Origin of the sequence: Mycolicibacterium monacense (assembly GCF_010731575.1) — a bacterium.
In the GTDB taxonomy this organism is placed as follows: domain Bacteria; phylum Actinomycetota; class Actinomycetes; order Mycobacteriales; family Mycobacteriaceae; genus Mycobacterium; species Mycobacterium monacense.
On sequence record NZ_AP022617.1, the window covers coordinates 3,115,465 to 3,132,781 of the forward strand.

A 17,317-nucleotide genomic window follows, 5' to 3' on the forward strand; every position below is an offset into this window, starting at 1 on the left:
ACTCTCGAAGGGGAGACGATGCCCACGTCACGCGGGCGCAGCGGTGCGGCTGCCGACGCAAACTGTCGACCATCACATCGACACAGTTCTTCATTGCGGTCGTGCAGCGTCGTATCAATAATTCTTCTGTGCCGCAATGTCATTCGCACCTCGCGACAAACCCTGAGCGCCACGCGGACTGCCACGTTTCACCAAGGTCGGACGCAACCTAGCCGACGAGCGAACGTTCTTCTCGGGAGTACTCACTACCTGAGTGCACCCGATAGACCCCTCAGTTGGAGCCGTGGATGCCAAGCGAGGACCGGTGAGTGGACGTCAGCACCGTAGCGGCGTCGACCGTCCTATACCCGGGGACCGATCAGGAGGTGCGCTGGCCGCTCGGGTAGTTCTCCAAGCAATCTATTAGTTCGTTCAGTCGTGCAAGCAGCTGCTGCCTGTGTCGCGGGTTGATACCGGCAAAGAGTCTCTGCAGAAAGTCGTAATGACCGGGCAGAAACTCGGTCATGAACTGATCGCCCTTCTTCGATATCGCGACCACAACCGAGCGCCGATCGCGGGGATTCACCTTGCGTGTGACAAAACCTGCCTTGGTCAGCGTGTCCACCACGCTCGTCAGGCTGGCTTGGCGTACGGAAATAGAATCGGCCAGTGCGCCCATCGTCATCGGCCCGTCGGCGCGCTTCAGGACGGTCAGAACGTTGAACTGGCTCATCGAGAGGTCTACCGGCGTCAACTCATCGACGGCGACCCGACCGAAGGCGGTCACAGCACGGTAGAGCGCAAGCGGGAGCGCCAACGAAGAGGGGTCGTGATCGGGTCCGGCTTCGCGGGTCTTGGCCGCGACCTGTTGGGCCATCGTCAACTTCTCGGTACTCATGAAGTCCCTTGCAACGTTGATCAGCGGTTCGGCAGACATCTCCACCGGGTGGTGATCATACCGGCAAATGGTCGGTGGTCTTTCTTTCCGCTCACCGATATTCGGCCCGTTTACAATTCAGTTAGCTATACAGCGTGACGGGGGTCGCACTCAAGACGTAGGGGTTCACTTCGGAGGCATCGACCGGATTCGTTGAAGAAGTTCTGTGCTTTCGGGGTAGGCACGGTCGCGAAACTCCGAGGCCGCAACGCTTTGGAAGAAGTCCACGACGGGCTCAAGCGTCCTGCTGCGGATACCGGCGTTCGTCGCCATTCGTTCCGCGAGCGCGGAGTCTTTCGTAATGGTGCTAGCGGGGGCGCGGTTCCTAACTGACTCGGTGTCGTGGCGGAAGTACGCCGCCGCCGTGGTGAGACCCGAGTCCCCCCCGCTGCACTCCGCGATCGCGTCGGCTACCTCGCCGGCATTCAATCCCATCGCCTCAGCGATTAAGAGGGCTTCCGCCGAAGCGAGGTACCAGCTGTACTTGATGTGCTGGTTGAGAAGCTTGGTGGCATATCCCGCACCTCGATGGCCGCAGTACACCAAGGTGCGCGAGACGGCGGCGAGGACATCGGCATCAGGGCCGAGCACCCCGCTTGGGCCTCCGACCAGAACGGTCATGTTCGGCGCCTTTCGGCTGACGGGGCAATCGACAAAACGCCTCCCAGCCGCGTCGTAGGCCTGACCGATGATTGCTGCGACCTCGGGATTACAGGTCGACATATCCAGCAGGGCGGCCCCGTCGGCAAGGCCGGCCAGGACACCTCGCTCCGACCCGAGCGCCACCTCCAGCACCTGACTCGGCCCCGGGAGGAACGTCAAAACGACATCACATGCGCCGGCCAACTCACGCGCGTCCGCAGCAGCCTCGGCGCCTAGCTCGACAATTGGGCGTAATACGTCGGGCCGAATGTCGAAACAGACTACGTAATGGTCCGTCGCAAGAAGTGACGCCGCCAGCGCGGAACCCATGCCGCCCAAGCCGATCACGCCGACCCGCCTCATGACACCGACCACCGAATGTCAGGCCGTAAACCGACTACCGACACAGTCGGCGAATGCCGGCATCTGCGGCATGGTGGCTCAACAGACGGCTATCCCAGCGCCGGATCGGCGAATCGGACACTGTTTCGCTTGGCCGCCTCAATGAGGGCCTTCACGTCACCCGGACCGTTCGACGTTTCGTCCACGTCTGAAAAGAAATCCAGCGCGCCGCCCGGGCAAGACGAAGTCGTGATCCACCGGGCGCCGTCAGAGAGAACGCGATAGGCGTGCACGACGCCAGCCGGCACTCGAATCGCCTCACCCACCTGCAGGGTCGCTTCTTCGCCGCCGCGGCTTACCCACAGTTCGCCCTCCAGCACGACATAGCTTTCATCCCAGGGATGCTGGTGCGGCGGTGGGCCCGATGATTGCGGAGCGCGCACATCGAACATCTGGTACCCGTCGCCGACGAGAAGCGGGCGCATTTCCTCTGTCATCACACGCAGGGCGGTCACGTCATCGGCACGCCGCTTCGGTTGGAGCGAAGTAGACAATCCAGCTGCCCCCTCATCGGTCGCGGCCCATCAAATGGGTTTAGAGAAGAATATATTTTGCCGTGCTGAAGGTCAAGGGTTCAAGGACATGGTCCGGCTTCATAGAATGATCGACAGGTTCTTAGCGAGTAAGACCGTTTGGTCGAGGAGTAGCCGGCGACGGCACAGTTGCCAGTCACCGGCGACGCGGCGCAACCGGTCCTTGCGCCGGCCGACCAGCAAATCAGTCTCATCGGCGACCCGGTTTCGATACACCAGGAACCGGCAACTCACATCGACTTCCGCGCCGTCTACTCCTTCAATACGCACGTTGGTAACCAGGTGTGACACTCGCGAGACGGGTTCTTCGGCCCAGTGCAGGCCAGTCATCAGCTGCTCCACCCGCAAAGCGACGGTCTCCTTTTTCTCGTCGAACCAGCAGATGTCGTGACCTTCCTGAGTCTGCTCCAGCTGCGCGAGGTCGTCGTAGGCGACGTTCGCCCGCAGTGGAACGGAGTACTCGTAGTCGTCGGTGAGCAGACCGAGCCATTCGGAGTAACGTCGTTCGTCGAGCAGGTCGGCTTCCCGATAGAGGAAATCGGCGATTTCGGCCTGAAGCAGCAACTTCTCTACCGCATCCTGCCTCGTGGAAATTTCACCGCCCGTTGCACTCACGACCGTGCGGCTCTCTCGTCGGATTTGGCAAGTTCGATGAGTTGAGGCCACGAGAGGTTGTCGGTGAACTCGGCCCATCGCCGGTAAAAGGCGCGTGCATTCACCTCGCCTGCGATGGGGTGGTGAGAATGCACAGCCTGGTCGAGCGCACTGGGAGTTTCCATATCGAGACCCTGCTGATAGTTGTAGGGATAGCGCCGGGCTATCACGCCCTGGCTGGCCTGCGTCGCGTAATTCCAGTTCTCCATATCGTCTTGCTCCGTCATCCCTCCAGGACCCGAGTAGCGCATGTAATAGCGGCGCAGCCAGTCACGTACATCATCGGGTGCGTTCTTGTCGATGAGGTACCACCGCCACACTTCGGTTTCGGTGGGGCTGATCGGGTGTGACACCAGGATCGTCCGCGGAAAACCGGCGGAGAACGACATATTGGGGAACATCGTCGCTGGGCCACGACCACCGAGCTGTCTGCCCTGCGCCTGCAGTCGCTCCTTGCGGACCGCCCACGCCTGGGAGAAGTACTCACTCAAGGCCGGTTCTTCGGCGAACTCAGGATAGGGAATCTCATACGCCAGATTGTCCGACGCGCCATGGCCCATCCGAAACGACGTCTTCACACGGCCCTTCGAAAAACCACCCTGATCCTGTCGTTCACCGTGACGTCGTGAATTTCTGCCACCCGGCCCGATGCCCACCTGTTCAACCGAGGCATGGGTCGTCGCCCCGTGATAGGTATCGCCCAAGAAATTCTCTGAGACGAATTTCCAATTTGATTTGATGCGCCACTTCTGCACCCCACGGAACACCTCGGTACCACCTTCCGTACCATCAAAAGCATCAGACAGGTTATCCAGCCAATGATGAAAGTCCCCAACGTATTCATCGAACTCCGGGGCTGATGGATCCCAGCACGCGAATACCAGGCCCTTGTAATTGTGCACCTTGGCAGCCCTGACAAGTCCCCAGGCCGCTTTGTCAAGGCCGTTGCCGTAGGCCATGCCCTGCTGCGGCACACCGTGCAAATCCCCCGGGGTGGACACCAGCGAACCGTCCATCGAGTACGACCAGCCATGATAGGGACAGGTGAACTGGAGCGCGCGACCCTCGTCGTAGCGACACACCGCCATACCCCGATGTCGGCACGAATTGAGCAAGACATTCACACCACCCTGAGCGTCACGGGTCAACAACACCGGATCCGAGCCCATCCTCGACGAGAAGAACTGACCCGGCGCAGAGACCTGCGAGGCATGACCCACAAACAACCAGCTCCGCGGAAACAAATACTCCAACTCACGGTTGAAAATCGAAGCATCGGTGAAGATTTCGCGACTGATCTCCCCGCGATCGACATCGACGAGACTACGAGCGGTCGTGTCCGAACCGCCTGAAGTACTCATTTTTAACGTCATCGGTACCTTTCCCTTGCTGTAATGCCCGAATCACCCCGAGACAGCCGTAACTCAAATCACCACAAACCGTCACCGCGTCTGCCGGGCACCGATCTCACGCGTCGAAGTGGAAGTGGAGCCAGATCCTGATTGAGGATGCAATACACGAGAACTCATGTCGGTTGAGACTCAAGGACATTCGACGATCCGACTCGTCTCCACCATGCATCCGACCCCCTGATACTTGCGCCGTTCACGGCCGTCTCACTCACACCGTTGCGAGACGTAGAGCCGAGACGGGACAACTGCGAATCGCAGTGACAATCCGCGCCTCATCGCTCTCGGCTACCGTGTCATCAAGAATGACAACAGTTCCCGCATCACCGATGTCGAAGACGTCGGCCGCTGCAACGACACAGTTCGCGTAGCCCTGGCAGACCTCCACGTCCGCCTTGATAACACTCATCGGAACCCTCCTTCTCCTACAGAACTCTGATCAGCATTGCTTTTTGCCGTTGAGATGAATGGCGGCAACCCCTTGCGCCGCTTGCCGATCCCCGGCGAAGACACCGAAATCGAGATCTACGACGTCTGCGCCTGCCTGCGCATGCTTGCCGGTCACCGTCCATCGCGCCTGCACCACGTCGCCCGGGTGAACTGAGGCACTCATCTTAAACGGACCCAGCTGCACCAACCTGCCGCGAAGGCCCATCCATCGACGAAGCCCGGTCTCGAAAAGAGTTTCCAGGCCACGAGTATTGAAGATGATGTCGGCAAGCCCCGCGGCATGAGCGGCCGCGGCGCTGTGGTGTATCCCGGAAAACATGCGATCCGCGGCAATGTTCATCACCATGCGCTGGTAAGTCAGGGCCAGAGCCGGTCCGCGCACTTGCGCACCGACCGTAACGTCGTCGAACTGAAGTGGCGTGTTCCAGTCGACACTGGTATCGGCATCGTCCACTGAGCGCGTGCGGGGACCTCGGTCGCCCTGCTGGGCGCGGGCCGAAGTGCCGGGCTCAGGCCTGGAGGCGTCGTCTGGGTCGTAGTTGAAGACGGTATTTCGGTTGAGCGCCACCAGTTCTCCCGAAACCTTCACGTACTCCGACTCGTATTGCAGGAAGACTCCGGTACCCACCCGGGTGCGCTTCTGCTCTACCGAGATGATCGTCGTAGTCCCCTGCAACCTGTCCCCGAGGTATAGCGGTGTGTGGTATTGCCACTCGCTGCTGACGTTGACCGATCGGCTGAACGGCAGAGCCAGCGTGTCGGTGATGTTGCCCGTCATCTCCTGCCCGTCGACCAGATAGGGACTGGGCTGTCCGGGTGCCCAATACGGCGGCAGCCCCCACAGCGGGGTCATCGTCACCGGGGCCACAACGCCGAGGTAGCCGTGCGCCTTCGCTGCCGCCTCGTCGTCATGCAGCGGACAGGAAAAGGTGAAAACCTCCAGTTTGCGGCGGATGTCGTTCTGCGTCACCGAGTCGGCTCCTCGAAAGTGGATCTTCTCACCGACACGATCGCGCAACTCGTCAGCGGCGGCCATTGCCCCGCACTTCCGCAGCGGGCAGCCGAAATGCCGGCAGCACAACATCATCGGCGGCGTGCACATAGACAACCTCGACGGCCGCATCAACCAGCATCGCCGTCCCGTCGGCAACTAGGTCCACTATCCGTGCCACCATCCGCACACCCTCATCCATTTCGACAACGGCGCACACGAACGGGACGGCCTCGTCGAACCCGGGATGCAGCGCGCGGTGAATAACCGTGTGGCTGAATACCACTCCCCTGCCCGACGACCTCTGCCAAGACCAGGAGTTACTGCCGCAGCCAGCACACGTCAGGCGAGGAACGTGACGCCAGCGATCGCACCTTGAACACCGCTGAAACGACAGCTCTTCACGTCGGCAATGCTCATAGAACTGGGCCGTGAGACCTTCCAGGGATGGCAACGGCGGTGCTGCGACATCCGGTCCCGTTCGCCTCACATCGGTCCCCTTGTGAACCGGCCAGTCACAACGCTGTCACCGACGCAATATCGCGAGAGCACCTGAACCCCATCCGCCGCCCATACCGGTCACTACCGCCAACTCCGCATTGTGGACCTGGCGCTCCGCTAAGCCCCCGCGCAGTTGCCGCACCGCCTCGACCAGATTGTTCATCCCTTGCACGTGCGCTTCGGAGAGCAAACCGCCGTTGAGATTCGTCGGCAACAGGCCGTCCGCGGCGATACACCCGTCGAGTACAAAATCCGCTGCTTCGCCCGGCTTGCAGAATCCGGCCGCTTCGATCTGCCGCAACACGTTGACAGTGAAACTGTCGTAAACCTCGAGCAGATCGATATCAGACGGGGCGACACCGGCGTCGGCAAACGCGCGCGGCGCCGCCTCGGCAAGCCCAATCTCCAATGGATCGGCCCTGTTGGCGAACTCATCGACGGGAAATGGGCGACCTTCGGCCACACTCATCACAAACACCGGCCGGTGCGGGCTGTCAGCCGCACGATCGGCCGCTGATACCACCACCGCCGCTGCGCCGTCGGTCTCCAAACTGCAATCGAACAAACGAAACGGCGTACTGATCGGTGGAGCGTCGAGGTAGTCCTGCATCGTCAACTCACGGCCGCACATCACCGCATTCGAGTTGAGCTGCGCGTTAGCACGAAACGCAACTGCCACCGCCCCCATCGCTTCAGGCGGCACGTCATACTTGCGGACGTAGCGGTCGGCCACGAGCGCATACTGGTGCACCGCCGACACCGCGCCCTGTGGCGCGTAATAATCCCGGACAACCTTGCCTATCGCCATGTCCGCGCTCGATGCCATCCCGCGGGCACGCGGACCTGAGTACCCACACCAGCCCGCGGGAATGAGGACATGCCGCGCGACGCCCGACCACACCGCCATCGCCGCAGTTGCCAGACCCGCCACACTTGCCGCGCCTCCGGTATGGGAAGTCACCGCGTAACGAACATTCGTCAGGCCAAGATTCGCGATGAAATCTTCGGCCGTGCCACCGTTGATCGGGCAGATGAGCCCATCGATCTCGCCAGCCGACAGCCCGGCATCCACGATCGCGGCATGGGCCGCTTCAAGCTGCAGGCCAAGGTCCGTTGCCGACTCAGTGGCATCACGACGGTAGACCGTATGACCAACGCCGACGATGCAAGCCTTGTCGCGCAGCGAACTCAATGCCCGGGAACCTCTCCGTCAACGTCGACCGCCCCGACGACGCCACTCGATACCAGCGCCTCGTACTCCGAGTCGGCCATGCCGAGCCACTCGGTCAGCACCTCTTGGCCGTGGATCCCGAGACCGGGCCCAGTGCTGCGCACGGATCCGGGAAAGTTCGTCAGCCTTGGTACCACCCCGGTGACACGGACCGGACCCAATTCCTGGTCGGCGACCTCGACCAGGCTCTGGCGAGCCGCGAACGTGGGACTGGAGAACATCTCTGCCGGCGTGAAGATCCGCGCAGCCACGACACCGGAGCTCGCGCAGGCCTTTTCGACGATATCGGAGTTGTTTTCGGCGAACCACTGGCGAACCATCTCGCCGAGCTCCTCGCGGTGCAACATCTGCAGTTCCTGTGTCGCGTACTTCGGATCGTTACGCAGAGTCGTGCCGCCCAGCAGTTCGAGCAGGCTCTGCACTGACCGAACGGTGCCGGTCGCCACGGTGTACCACACCCCATCGCCACTGAGATACGTGTCTGACACCGGTGACGGGCTGACCTGGAACTGATTGCCCTGACGCTCGGCAACAAAGTTCAACTGGTCATAAAGGATGACCTGCCAGTCGATACCACGGAACAGTGATTCGTAGAGAGCCAGGTCGATACATTCCCCATCGAAGCGATCCCCGATCGCTTCGCGTTTGAACAGTGCTCCGGCAACAGCGAATGCACCCATGATTCCTGTCGTGACATCGCCGAGGGAGAAACCGAAATGCGTCGGTGGCCGGTCAGGATGCCCGGTGATGTGTACCGCTCCGCTCATGGCCTCGCCGACGCGTCCATATCCCGGCTTTGCGCTCTCCGGGCCGATCTGGCCGTACCCGGAAATCCGCAACATGATCAGCCGCGGGTTCGCTGCGTGCAGCTCCTCCCATCCCAGTCCCCAGCGCTCAAGCGTTCCCGGGCGGAAGTTTTCGATCACCACGTCGGCGCGTTCGACCATTTTGCGCACCAGCGCTTGCCCTTCGGCGAGCCGCAGATCGACAGCGACGCTTGACTTGTTCCGGGCCGCGGACTTCCACCAGAGGGGCACTCCGTCTTTACGAGGACCGGACCTACGCAACATGTCCCCCGAGCCGGGGTCTTCGATCTTGATGACCTGTGCTCCGAAGTCGCCGATCAGCGAGGCAGCGAAAGGCGCCGCGATCACGTGCCCCAGCTCGAGGATCGTCAGACCGTCGAACAGACTCTCCATATTCGCGGACACTTAACTCCTTTGGTGGGGCGGCGTGACAATCGACGGCGCGATACCGGTCGTGCTATGCCGATGGGTCGATCAGAATTTTTACGTGTGCATCGCGGTTGACGCGCAGTTCCTCGAGACCCTGACTGACCACGGCATCCAACGGGATCTCGTCGGTGATCAGTTCACCGAGGTTGATCGCCCCCGTAGCTAGTAAGTCAAGAATCGCCGGGACCTGCCTTTGCGCTTCGTAACAAAATGAAAAGCCGATATTGGCTTCGCGCATGACGCTTCGATTGATGTCGATACCGGCCGGGGCCTCCCAAATCGCCACGACCATCAATCGACCGCGGGGGCGCAGAACGCCCAACGCCGCATCAAGCGCGGGTTGTACGCCCGCAGCGTCGAAGGAGATGTCGACGCCGTTTCCGTTCGTCAACGTCCGAACCACCTCAACTGCATCCTCCGCCAGAGGATCGATTACGCGCGTAGCCCCGACCCGGTGAGCGGCAACGCGGCGCGTCGCCGAAACCTCACTGACGATGACCTGAGTCGCACCTTGGGCAAGTGAGAACTGCACCAGGGCGAGGCCGATCGGGCCAGCGCCGGCGATGAAGACGGTCCCACCCGCTGCCAACCCGCTACGGCGGACAGCGTGGTACGCCGACGCGATCGGTTCAACGACGGCAGCCTCGGCGAGACTGATCTCATCCGGGATGCGAAACAACGCCTTCGTCGGCAACGACGCGTAGCGGGCAAGCGCTCCGTTGACAGCGAAGCCGATGAAACCGACTGCTCCGCAGAGTGCTTCAGCGCCCTGTTTGCAGAAGCCGCATTCACCGCAGCCGAAAACGCCGACGCCGCAGACTCGGTCACCTTCGGTGAACTCGCGCACGCCGGACCCGACGCCGACCACCGTCCCGGAATATTCGTGTCCAATGACGACCCCTGGCGCAGCATGCATCGGACCGGCGATGTACTCATGCAGGTCTGTGCCGCAGATCCCCGCTCGGGCCACCTCGATGACCACTTCGCCCGCACGTGGACTCGGGTCGGGAAGCTCTTCAATCCGCACGTCTTCGCGACCGTGATAAATAGCTGCGCGCACCTACCGGCCTACCTTAAGGACAGACCCAAATTCGCTCGGCCACAACGTTCGTGGGCCGGAGTTTCGGCGGAGGCGCCGCCGTAATGATGTCAAGCTCACCGGCACCTTAGATCCAGAATGACAGGTTGTGCGTGGGCAACGTGGTGTGATCCAGCAGGATCTCGCGCTGGACCAGTTTCAAACCCGTCTCGTCGCGACGAATAATGTCTCGGCGCTCGGCAGAAACTGTCTCCGCCTTGGCTTCGTCCCCGCGTGTGCGCACCAGCAACGCATTCGACGTCACACGGTACTCATCGCCGTCCTCACCAGACCTGACCCTGACATTGGTGATGTAGTGCCGGATCCGCGACGGAGGATCCTCAGCCCAATCCGACGACGTTCGGTGCCGCTGAATACGCATCTTCAGACTCGTGTAGTTATCACTCAGGTGCATAGAGCGCTCAGAGAACCCCGGGCCACCTGCTCTGCGAAGCGTCTGACGGACGCGCGCGAAATAGTGCACATTCGGTGCCAGCAATTCCAGCCACTCTTCGAACTCATCGCGATCCAACAGATCGGCCTCGTCGAAAAGGAAGTCTTCGATTTCCTCGCGCACGTCGCGCGAAACCCTCGCAGCCTGAGGTGGATCCTGCGGCACCGTTGTCGTCATACGTTCTCATCCCTTCTCGGTGTGGCCAGATAGTCGAAGTACTGCTTCCAGTACTCGCGCTGATTCTGTTCGGCGTAGCCACTGGCCAACGGTCGTCCCGGGCCCAGCCACGTTGGATCAGGAGCCAGATTGTCCAGTCCCATCTCCAGGTTCAGCTCCACACCACCAGCCAACTCGCCGCGTGTTCCCTTGGTAATAGCCTGGAATATCTCGGCGTCATCCTGCTCGAAGACACCCCCGACCCCGAACGTCCGAACATAAGTCTCAAACGACTGCTGCTTGAACTCTTCGGGCGCGTTGCGCTCCACGAAGAACCACGACCACACCTCCATACGCGCTGCGTCCAAGGGACGCCATTGCCGCAAGGTCAGAATGGGCACCGGCATAGACTCCCCGTCCTTGGCGATGAAGGCGTTCAAGAAGGACAAGTTCGGGAACACATTGCCATGAATGAACATCGTCCGTTTCAGCAACTCGCCATGGACGTCATCGCCGTAACCCTCGCTGAGACCGGAGACGACTTCCTCCGGATAGCCCATGTACGGCGGTGCGGGTATGCCGGGTGGTGCGCCTAGAACGCCCGCCCCGTGCCCGCCCGATAGGCTGACGTGGGCCGGCGAAACGGCCACATTATCGGGCGGTAACAACCCCAGCTCACACATCGAACGGTGCGTCATGACCGTGTGATAGCCGTCCCCAACAAAGTTATCGGCGCCGGTCTTCCAGTTCGCGTCAATCACCCAACGCTGCGGGGCACCCCACGCCTCAAGGCCGGTCGGGCTCTTCTTCATCATCAAGTCGAGATACCAGCGCATGTCCCCGAGGTACTCATCCAGTCCCGGCGCCTCATCCGACACACACCCGAAGACAAGGCCCGCGTACGAGTCCAGCATCGGCAGAGCGCGCAACCCTAGCCGACTCTTGTCGAACGCAGCACCGTACACTGCCTGCTGCGCAGGTATCGCGATGAGATCACCGTTGTTTCGATAGGTCCAACCGTGGTACGGACACTGGAACGCCGACTCATTCCCAGACTCGGTTCGGCAAAGCAGCGTGCCGCGGTGCCGACACGAGTTCGACATCGCCCGAATCGTCATATCCTGCTGCCGCGCGACAATAATTGAGTTATCAGCGATGTAGCGCACTACATAGTCACCCGCATTGGGGATCTCGTCTTCGTGGCAGAGAAACTGCCAGGTCCTACCAAATACTCGCTTCAATTCAAGCTCGTAAAGCGCTGCATTAGCGATGAGAGACGCAGGGAGGCGACCCTTTAGGATGGAGCCGCGCGCATTCTCTAAGGTTCGCATTGTCGTCGCATCAGGCGCCATCGAATCCACCGGGCGCACCTTCCTATCGATTTGTGCCCCTAGAACGTGAGCACTCATGTGGGCTACATCACGCGGAAGCTTACATAGGGTGACAACTGTTTGCAAGCTATTATTTAGGCCACCGCGGTAACGGCGGTATCAGCCGGCATCCCCTCGCAGACCGACGTCTGCCACCCAGGACTCCAACCGAACAGAGTTCTTCTCGACAGTCGCGGCCCTTGGTCCACCAATCCCGCCATCTGACCCGACTTCTGCAGACCCCACAGCGACCCTGGCATGTTGCAGGTTCGCTAGGCCGGACTGAGAGTCGTTCGTTGAGCGATCCGGCCGCGGCTTTCATTCAGTGTTTGGCGGGCGGCGCTGACTCTTGCTATCGCATCGCGCAGCGCCCTCAGTTCATTACCCTCAAGTGCCGCAAGCGCTTCGGGAGCCGGGTCGTCGACCGCATTGATGGTGGCCACCATCGACCAGCCGGCGTCGGTCAGTGATACCACTTTGTACCGCCGGTTGGTGGGAATAGTCTGACGCATGACTAGGCCGCGGTCCTCCAGATCGTTGACGGCCACCGTGGCCGCCGGGGGATCGATTGTCACGGCGTGCGCGACCTCTTTGACGGTCATCGACCCGCGGGATAGCCGGAGCAGTATCCGGATGCGACTGAAAGGTAGGCCCGTCTGGTCGACGGTCGCTCGCCTCCAACTGTCGCGGTTGTCGGTGACCAGTGCGGTCATCGCGCGCCAGACCTCGTCCGCTTCCGGATTACGCGACATCGGCAGCCTCCCGTCGCGGATCGGTTCCTGCGATCAGCGGCGCCAGATGCTCTGCTGAGCGCAGCGCGCGCTTCGACGTCGAGTAGACACCGAGCGTGAAGATCAGCACACCAACTCCAGCGAACACTAGCCATAGGGGCTGGGCGGAGACCGCGAAATCGACGTTGGTGTCGCCCAATGCCGCACCAGCGACCGGGCCGCATATGGCCACACCGATGGCGACGCCCACCTGTCGGCTCGTGGATGTGATAGCCGCCGCCGCACCGGCGCGGTCGGTCGGCATACCGCTGACGGCCGCGGTTGTGACCGGTGCGTTCACCATCGAAGTACCGACGCCGAAAACCGCAAAGGCGACCAGCATTTGCCATTGCGGGGTAGCGTCGCTCATCTGCGCGAACATGAGAGTCGCGGCGACGATCAATGCGCCGGCGATCATCAGCGACGGTCTGGCACCAAATCGCCCCACCAGCCGGCCAGACAAGGGCGAGAAGATGAATGCGCCGACGGCCACGGGCAGAAACATCAGCCCGGTGTTCACCGCTGAAAGCCCGCGCTCCCCTTGCAAATAGATTGACATCATGAACAGGAACGCGCCCCATGCAGCGAATGCGCACACCGCGATGGCCGTCGCCGAAGCAAACGGGATGCTGCGGAAGAATCGGAGCTCGACGAACGGGTCGACGCGGCGTGACTCGTAGCGCAGGAATGTCGCGAAGGCCAGCGCTGCGAGGCAACAGCTAACGACGACGCGGGTGTCGGTCCAGCCCATCCCTGGCCCTTCGATGAGTACGAACACCAGTCCGAACAGGAAGGCCATGCCCAGGACCAAGCCGATCAGGTCGACGTGGCGCATGGTGACCGACTTGGATTCGGGAACGAAGATCGCGGTCAACAGCACCGCAAGCGCGCAGATCGGCACGTTGATCCAGAACACTGCTCGCCAGTCAACATACTCGAGAAGTATTCCGCCCATGATCGGACCCAAGGCCATCGAGATGCCTACGACGCCCCCCCATATGCCGATGACGCGCGCGCGCTCCACCCTGCCGGTGAACACCTGCGTGACGATCGACAACCCAGCAGGAGTGAGCATCGAACCGCCGATCGCCTGCAGGAAGCGGGCGCCGATCAGCGTTTCGACGTTGGGAGCCACGCTGCACAGTAGGGAGGCCGACGCAAAGATTGTCAACCCGATCTGCAACGTACGCCGCCGACCGAATCGGTCGGCCATGGCACCTGAGAGCAGCAATAGCGAGGCCACCATCAAGGTGTAGATGTCAATGACCCACTGCATTTGCGAAGGCGACGCCGAAAGGTCGGCGCGGATGCTCGGGATTGCAACGTTGGCGATGGTCACGTCGATCGACACAATGAGCACGCTCAGGCAGCAGGACGCCAGGACGAAGGCCTTGTGCCGGCGGCTCAGTCGTTCGACAACAGTTTCATTCACACAACTATTTTGAAACTACAACTGATGCTAGCGCAAGTCGGCGGGTACCAGTCGATTGCGTGCTGCCCGACCCGACGCCGGACATAGCCGCCGCCGCGGGCATCGGAGGGGTTCCGGGGGAAACAGCCGCGTGTCACATACCCGCAACGGAGCGATGCCGTGTCCCGAGTCGATTTTCTAATCGGTCGCTTATCGTCTGGGGCGCCGATGCACGGCCGACTGACGCCCTACGTCAAATAGCAGTTCTCCCACAGGATTTCGACTGCGAGAAAGGTCACCGTCCGCTGTCGACGCCCTCCAGCGCATCGACGCAGTTCAGTCCAAGGTGACGGTTACTGCCTTGACTTGGGTGTAGGACAACAGTTCCTCCGTGGACTCTTCGGATCCAACACCTGACGATTTCCAACCGCCGAAGGGCAACCCCCAGTAATGGCGTGCACTGCCGTTTATCCAGACGTAGCCGGCATCAAGTCCCGCAGCCATGCGGTGGGCTTGGCTTACGTCGTTGGTCCACACCGCGGCGGTCAACCCGAACTCGACGCTGTTGGCAACTTCGACAGCCTCGGCTTCGTCACGGACGGTCAGCACCGAAAGAACGGGCCCGAAGATCTCGTCGCGGGCGACATCGGCTTGTGGTGCCACTCCAGCCAATACGGTCGGGGCGACATACCAGCCTTTGCTACCAACACCCTGCGCGCGTCCTCCACCGGTAAGTACGCTGGCGCCGCCCGCCCGTCCTGACTCGATGGCCCGCAACGACTTTGAGTATTGCGCTTGGTCGATGACGGGTCCCATGTCCGTGCCGTCAACGAGCGGGTCGCCTACCTTGATGGCAGCGACCTGATCGACGACCAGATCAATCACCTCGTCAGCGATCGCTTCGTGCAGCAGCAGTCTGCTTGTTGATCCGCATGATTGGCCCGCGGTGGTGGTGAAGTTCATCCCTACCACGGCGCTTTTGGCAGCCGCCTCGAGGTCGGCGTCGGGCATGACGATCATCGGGTTCTTGCCGCCGAGTTCCAGCGTGACGTATTTGACGCCGTGCTCGGCCGCCAAGCGCTGGATATGTCGGCCCGTGCCCGGGGAGCCGATGAAGCCGATTCGCCGGACTAGTGGATGGGCAACCAACGCGGCGCCGGCAGTTGCCCCGTGCCCGGTTACCACCCCGAATAGGCCTTCGGGCAGGACCTCCCTGGCGAGCTCGGCGAGCCGGATGGCCGACAACGGTGTTTGATCGGGAGCTTTGAGCACCACGGCGTTCCCCGCCATCAGCGGAGCGGCGATCTTGGATCCTGCAAATAGGACGGGATGATTGAAGGGGACGATTCGAGCGACTACGCCGTAGGGCTGCTGCAGCGTGTAGTGCAGGTTCGCCGAGAGCGGGATAGTCCGTCCGCCGAGGTCGAGCGCGTCGTCTGCCATCAGCTCGAGCACGTCGGCCGCCCACGTGACGTCGTCGCGCATCGCAGGCAGTGGAAAGCCGCCGTCAATTGCGTCGAGCAGCGCGAGCTCTTCAGAGTGATCGCGCATGAGTGTCGCCAAAGCCCGCAGCGCGGTGCCGCGCTGGCGAGGCGTCCGCAGCGCCCAATCGCGTTGAGCGGCATGTGCAGTCGCCACCACCCTGTCGACATCCTCACTGCTGCAGTCGGGCACCTGGGTCAGCACGTCGCCGGTACACGGATCCTCCACGTCGTAGACGCTTTGGCCCTGCAAAGTTGCGTCACCTAGCGGGAGCGTCCACGTTCTCATGACTGCACTCCGTGGGTCGTCTACCACTCATCGCCTCCTTGATAGTTGACACGTGCTTGTCAGCGGGCATCCTCTTGCTAGCAGATAATATCTCCGCAATACAGAAAGTTTAGCTCATCGAACGCGTGCTCCCAAAGCTTCGTTGCCTGCCGGCTGGCCGCATCACCGCACGGATTCGAAGAATGCGCGGATGTCGTCGACGAAGAGCCTCGGTTGTTCCAGAGCGGCGAAGTGCCCGCCGCGCGGCATGGTCGTCCAATGGGTGATGTTGTAGATCGGTTCGTACCAACTTCGCGGTGCGCGCAGGACCTCCTTGGGGAAGGCAGCAATACCAGTGGGCAATTCCACACGAGTTGTCGCGTCCAGGGTCTTGAAGCTCTCCCAGTACAACCGGGCCGAGGAGGAGCCACTATTGGTAGCCCAGTACATCATGACGTTGTCGAGGAGCTCATCGCGGCTGAGCACGTTCTCGGGATGGCCGTCGCAGTCCATCCACGCTGCGAATTTCTCGACGATCCAGGCCATCTGGCCGACCGGCGAATCGGCCAGTCCGTAGCCGACGGTCTGAGGCCGGGTGGACTGCTGCTCGGAATAGCCTGTCTCCCAACGCTGATAAGTCGTTAGGGCGGCCAGGGCCAGCTGTTCTTCCTCGGTCGGATCGGTGATGCCGCCCGCTGGAGGGTAAGCGATCGGCATATTCAGATGGATGGCGGCGCAGTGGCCGCGGTTGCGGCCCATTTGTGTGGTGATCGCTGCGCCCCAGTCGCCGCCCTGGGCGCCGTAGCGCTGGTAGCCAAGGCGCAGCATGAGCGTCTCCCAGGCCTGCGCGATCTTCCCGACACCCCAGCCGGCGTTGGTGGGCTTGCCGGAGAAACCGTAGCCCGGAAGCGCCGGGCACACCACGTGGAAGGCGTCCTCGGCCCGTCCCCCGTGGGCAGTCGGGTTGGTCAGCGGCTCGATCACGTTGTGAAACTCCACGATCGAGCCGGGCCAGCCGTGGGTGATCACCAGCGGAAAAGCCTCTTGGTGCGGAGATCGCTGGTGGATGAAATGGATGTCCACGCCGTGGATTTCGACGACGAACTGATCGAATCGGTTGAGGGCGGCTTCACGGGACCGCCAGTCGTATCCGTCGGCCCAATAGGCGGCCAGTTCGCGGGTGTACCCGAGCGGGATGCCCTGGGTCCAGTCCGGTACACATTCGGCTTCCGGCCAACGGGTCCGCGAAAGACGCGTTCGTAGATCGTCGAGAACGTCATCGGCGACGTGGATGCTAAATGGTCTCACTGCGCGCACGGCACTCAAGGTCACTCCTCACACGTTGTTATCGGCGGACTCGGGGGC

General features: G+C 61.7%; 17 protein-coding genes. All 17 read right to left on the reverse strand.

The features are described from left to right. Nucleotides 1-358 precede the first annotated feature (358 nt). The 17 genes from G6N49_RS14970 to G6N49_RS15050 all read right to left on the reverse strand — a co-directional run bounded on the left by G6N49_RS14970 (nucleotide 359) and on the right by G6N49_RS15050 (nucleotide 17,260). Entirely contained in the window at nucleotides 359-877 is a 519-nt protein-coding gene (locus G6N49_RS14970) for a MarR family winged helix-turn-helix transcriptional regulator (protein ID WP_011559083.1), read from the reverse strand. A 165-nt stretch (nucleotides 878-1,042) separates the two neighbouring features. Further along, nucleotides 1,043-1,921 carry an NAD(P)-dependent oxidoreductase gene (locus G6N49_RS14975; RefSeq protein WP_011559082.1) on the reverse strand — a complete coding sequence of 293 codons (879 nt, stop codon included), beginning with the start codon at nucleotides 1,919-1,921 and terminating at the stop codon, nucleotides 1,043-1,045. An 89-nt stretch (nucleotides 1,922-2,010) separates the two neighbouring features. Further along, a complete protein-coding gene (locus G6N49_RS14980) occupies nucleotides 2,011-2,454 on the reverse strand; it encodes a cupin domain-containing protein (protein ID WP_011559081.1) in 444 nt (147 codons plus the stop codon). Nucleotides 2,455-2,553: 99 nt separating this feature from the next. After that, nucleotides 2,554-3,108 carry a 3-phenylpropionate/cinnamic acid dioxygenase subunit beta gene (locus G6N49_RS14985; RefSeq protein ID WP_011559080.1) on the reverse strand — a complete coding sequence of 185 codons (555 nt, stop codon included), beginning with the start codon at nucleotides 3,106-3,108 and terminating at the stop codon, nucleotides 2,554-2,556. Continuing rightward, nucleotides 3,105-4,520 carry an aromatic ring-hydroxylating oxygenase subunit alpha gene (locus G6N49_RS14990; RefSeq protein ID WP_011559079.1) on the reverse strand — a complete coding sequence of 472 codons (1,416 nt, stop codon included), beginning with the start codon at nucleotides 4,518-4,520 and terminating at the stop codon, nucleotides 3,105-3,107. The genes G6N49_RS14985 and G6N49_RS14990 overlap by 4 nt, the downstream gene beginning before the upstream one ends. A gap of 247 nt (nucleotides 4,521-4,767) precedes the next feature. Beyond that, entirely contained in the window at nucleotides 4,768-4,965 is a 198-nt protein-coding gene (locus tag G6N49_RS14995; RefSeq protein WP_011562965.1) for a ferredoxin, read from the reverse strand. A 30-nt stretch (nucleotides 4,966-4,995) separates the two neighbouring features. Next, nucleotides 4,996-6,042, reverse strand: coding sequence for an FAS1-like dehydratase domain-containing protein (locus G6N49_RS15000; RefSeq protein ID WP_011559078.1), 1,047 nt, complete (start codon nucleotides 6,040-6,042; stop codon nucleotides 4,996-4,998). Further along, nucleotides 6,029-6,487: a Zn-ribbon domain-containing OB-fold protein gene (locus G6N49_RS29715; RefSeq protein WP_011559077.1), complete on the reverse strand. Its 459-nt coding sequence runs from the start codon at nucleotides 6,485-6,487 to the stop codon at nucleotides 6,029-6,031. The genes G6N49_RS15000 and G6N49_RS29715 overlap by 14 nt, the downstream gene beginning before the upstream one ends. 36 nt (nucleotides 6,488-6,523) lie before the next feature. Further along, a complete protein-coding gene (locus G6N49_RS15010; protein WP_011559076.1) occupies nucleotides 6,524-7,690 on the reverse strand; it encodes a thiolase C-terminal domain-containing protein in 1,167 nt (388 codons plus the stop codon). Then, entirely contained in the window at nucleotides 7,687-8,940 is a 1,254-nt protein-coding gene (locus tag G6N49_RS15015; protein WP_011559075.1) for a CaiB/BaiF CoA transferase family protein, read from the reverse strand. Before G6N49_RS15015 ends, G6N49_RS15010 begins: the two co-directional genes overlap by 4 nt. Before the next feature lie 52 nt (nucleotides 8,941-8,992). Next, entirely contained in the window at nucleotides 8,993-10,024 is a 1,032-nt protein-coding gene (locus tag G6N49_RS15020) for a 2,3-butanediol dehydrogenase (protein ID WP_011559074.1), read from the reverse strand. Nucleotides 10,025-10,130: 106 nt separating this feature from the next. Continuing rightward, nucleotides 10,131-10,673 carry an aromatic-ring-hydroxylating dioxygenase subunit beta gene (locus tag G6N49_RS15025; protein WP_011559073.1) on the reverse strand — a complete coding sequence of 181 codons (543 nt, stop codon included), beginning with the start codon at nucleotides 10,671-10,673 and terminating at the stop codon, nucleotides 10,131-10,133. After that, entirely contained in the window at nucleotides 10,670-12,061 is a 1,392-nt protein-coding gene (locus tag G6N49_RS15030; RefSeq protein ID WP_011559072.1) for a Rieske 2Fe-2S domain-containing protein, read from the reverse strand. Before G6N49_RS15030 ends, G6N49_RS15025 begins: the two co-directional genes overlap by 4 nt. 233 nt (nucleotides 12,062-12,294) lie before the next feature. Continuing rightward, entirely contained in the window at nucleotides 12,295-12,774 is a 480-nt protein-coding gene (locus G6N49_RS15035; protein WP_011559071.1) for a MarR family winged helix-turn-helix transcriptional regulator, read from the reverse strand. Next, nucleotides 12,764-14,224: an MFS transporter gene (locus G6N49_RS15040; protein ID WP_011559070.1), complete on the reverse strand. Its 1,461-nt coding sequence runs from the start codon at nucleotides 14,222-14,224 to the stop codon at nucleotides 12,764-12,766. Before G6N49_RS15040 ends, G6N49_RS15035 begins: the two co-directional genes overlap by 11 nt. Nucleotides 14,225-14,539: 315 nt before the next feature. After that, nucleotides 14,540-15,913, reverse strand: coding sequence for an aldehyde dehydrogenase family protein (locus G6N49_RS15045; RefSeq protein ID WP_235679521.1), 1,374 nt, complete (start codon nucleotides 15,911-15,913; stop codon nucleotides 14,540-14,542). Nucleotides 15,914-16,135: 222 nt separating this feature from the next. Further along, nucleotides 16,136-17,260, reverse strand: a complete 1,125-nt coding sequence (locus G6N49_RS15050; protein ID WP_179967844.1) for an epoxide hydrolase family protein — start codon at nucleotides 17,258-17,260, stop codon at nucleotides 16,136-16,138. Between the last annotated feature and the right edge of the window lie 57 nt (nucleotides 17,261-17,317).